We start from the raw sequence: 2,555 nt of genomic DNA on the forward strand, positions 1-2,555 counted from the left end.
CTCCAGACACAACAAAGCCCGCACAAGGCGGGCTCTGTTCTGACTCGTTCCAGCCTCAGAAGCGAAACACTTCCATATCCGTACGAATCGGCGAGGCCATTGGAATCTTCGGCTGCTTCTCGGCATCCGCCGCTGGCGCTGCGGGTTTCGGCGCGGCTTTACGCGGTGCCTCGGCCACGGGCGGCTGGTTGGCCAGTGGCTTGAGCGCCACCGACAACTGCTCGGCCAGACGCTGCAACAGAACGCCTTGTGCCTGCACCTGGGACGCGGTGCTGCCAGCGTGCGTTTCCTGCAGGTGAATGATGCGGTTATCGCGCACCTTCCCGCGACGATCGATCAACCGCCACTGCGCATCGAGAATCGCCGGCTGTTTTGCCCCGGAATCCAGACGGGTGATGGTCAGCAACACCTGCACATCGGGCGTGAACCCGGCGGTAGCAGGCGCCAGCACCACACGCTGGCTGTCCAAATGACCGGCGACCTGACGCATCAGCAGCTGATCGATATCCGACGAAAGGCTGCCAGCCCAACGACCGTCGGTCGCCGCTTGCAGGCTGCCGTCCGGTTGACGTTGCAGCAGGGTTTCGCGTTGCAGGTAATCGGCTACAACCACCGGCCCCAGCAAAACCGCCATACCCGCGCTTTGCGCAGGCTGAACCGGACTTCCGCTGTCCAGTTGGTACAGCGACACCGGCTGGTGAACGCTGCAACCCGCCAGGCCAAGAACGCCGGCGAGCAACAAAATAAGGGGGCGTAGAGCAGTCATCATCCCGTCCAGGTGGCCGCCACAAGGCTGACCACAGTGAAAATACTCAATAAATATGAAGAACGCTCGGCCACGCCGGCGCTTGAAAGGCCATATCATCCGTGAATATGCGTTCCGACTCCAGCGCCAAAGCGTCGATCTACGCGTTTAATCGCAGATCGAACGCTCTAGGAAGGCGTTCTCGCCTAATTGAGGTTTTCGACGAGCAGCGCATCGACCCGCTGAAAGCCCCGCGGAAGTTTGTTTCCGCGCCGTCCACGCTCACCTTTGTAGTGCTCGAGGTCGTCGGCTTTCAGTGACAGGGTCCGTTTGCCAGCCTGCAACACCAGGGTGGCGCCTTCCGGCAGAACGGCGATGTCCGTGACATATTCTTCGCGACTGGCCACGCGTTCACCGGAAATACCGATGATCTTGTTGCCTTTGCCCTTACCCAATTGTGGCAGATCGCTGATTTTGAAGATCAGCAGGCGACCTTCGGTCGTGACCGAGGCCAGCCAGTTCTGCTCACGATCGGCCACAGGGCGCGGTGCGATGACCTTGGCGTTGTTCGGCAAGCTCAACAGCGCTTTGCCGGCCTTGTTCTTCGCTTGCAGGTCCTCGCCTTTGACCACGAAGCCGTAACCGGCATCGGAGGCAATCACGTACAGCGCATCGTCTTCGGGCATCAGCACGCATTCGAACGAGGCGCCCGGTGGCGGCGTCAGACGGCCGGTCAACGGTTCGCCCTGACCACGGGCCGACGGCAAGGTATGAGCAGCAACCGAATAGCTGCGGCCGGTGGAGTCGATGAACACGGCAAACTGGTTGGAGCGCCCCGCCGCCGAGGTCTTGAAGCCATCGCCGGCCTTGTACGACAGACCGGTGGCATCGATGTCATGGCCCTTGGCCGAACGTACCCAGCCTTTTTCCGACAGCACGACGGTGACTTTCTCGTTCGGCAGCAGGTCGTGCTCGCTCAACGCCTTGGCTTCGGCGCGCTCGACGATTGGCGAGCGGCGGTCGTCGCCGTAGGTTTCGGCGTCTTTGAGCAGCTCGGTGCGCACCAGTTTCTTCAGCTTGGCTTCGCTGCCCAGCAGGGCTTGCAGCTTGGCTTGTTCCTTGAGCAGTTCGTCCTGCTCGTCGCGCAGCTTCATTTCTTCCAGTCGCGCCAACTGACGCAGACGGGTGTCGAGAATGTAGTCGGCCTGGATCTCGCTGAGGGCGAAGCGCTCGATGAGCTTGGCTTTCGGATGCTCCTCGGTACGGATGATGTGAATCACTTCATCCAGGTTGAGGTAGGCGATCAGCAAACCGTCCAACAGGTGCAGGCGACGCTCGACCTTGTCGAGGCGAAATTGCAGGCGGCGACGCACGGTCAGCACGCGGAATTCCAGCCATTCGACCAGCAGCGCACGGAGGTTTTTCAGCTGCGGCTTGCCGTCCAGACCGATGATGTTGACGTTGACCCGGTAGGTCGATTCCAGCTCAGTGCTGGCGAACAGGTGCTGCATCAGCGCTTCGTGATCGACGCGGCTATTGACCGGGATGATCACGATGCGGCACGGGTTTTCGTGGTCGGATTCGTCACGCAGATCGGCGATCTGCGGCGCTTTCGACGGTTTGGCCTGCATCAGCGCGGCGATCTGCTCAAGCACCTTGGCGCCGGAGACCTGATGCGGCAGCGCGGTAACGATGATGTCGCCGTCCTCGACGTGGTACACGGCGCGCATACGCACCGAGCCCTTGCCGGTTTCGTACATCTTCAGCAGGTCGGCGCGCGGCGTGATGATTTCCGCTTCGGTCGGATAGT

2 protein-coding genes are annotated in these 2,555 nt (G+C 61.3%); both read right to left on the reverse strand.

Annotation, left to right across the window (positions count from 1 at the left end):
• Positions 1–55: 55 nt before the first annotated feature.
• Positions 56–766: a PqiC family protein gene (locus OQK_RS00140; protein ID WP_024011350.1), complete on the reverse strand. Its 711-nt coding sequence runs from the start codon at positions 764–766 to the stop codon at positions 56–58.
• Between the two features lie 185 nt (positions 767–951).
• On the reverse strand, positions 952–2,555 hold a 1,604-nt coding region (parC, locus tag OQK_RS00145), incomplete at its 5' end, for a DNA topoisomerase IV subunit A (protein ID WP_016770572.1).

It is taken from the genome of Pseudomonas sp. R62 (assembly GCF_000257605.1).
Lineage (GTDB): Bacteria > Pseudomonadota > Gammaproteobacteria > Pseudomonadales > Pseudomonadaceae > Aquipseudomonas > Aquipseudomonas atacamensis.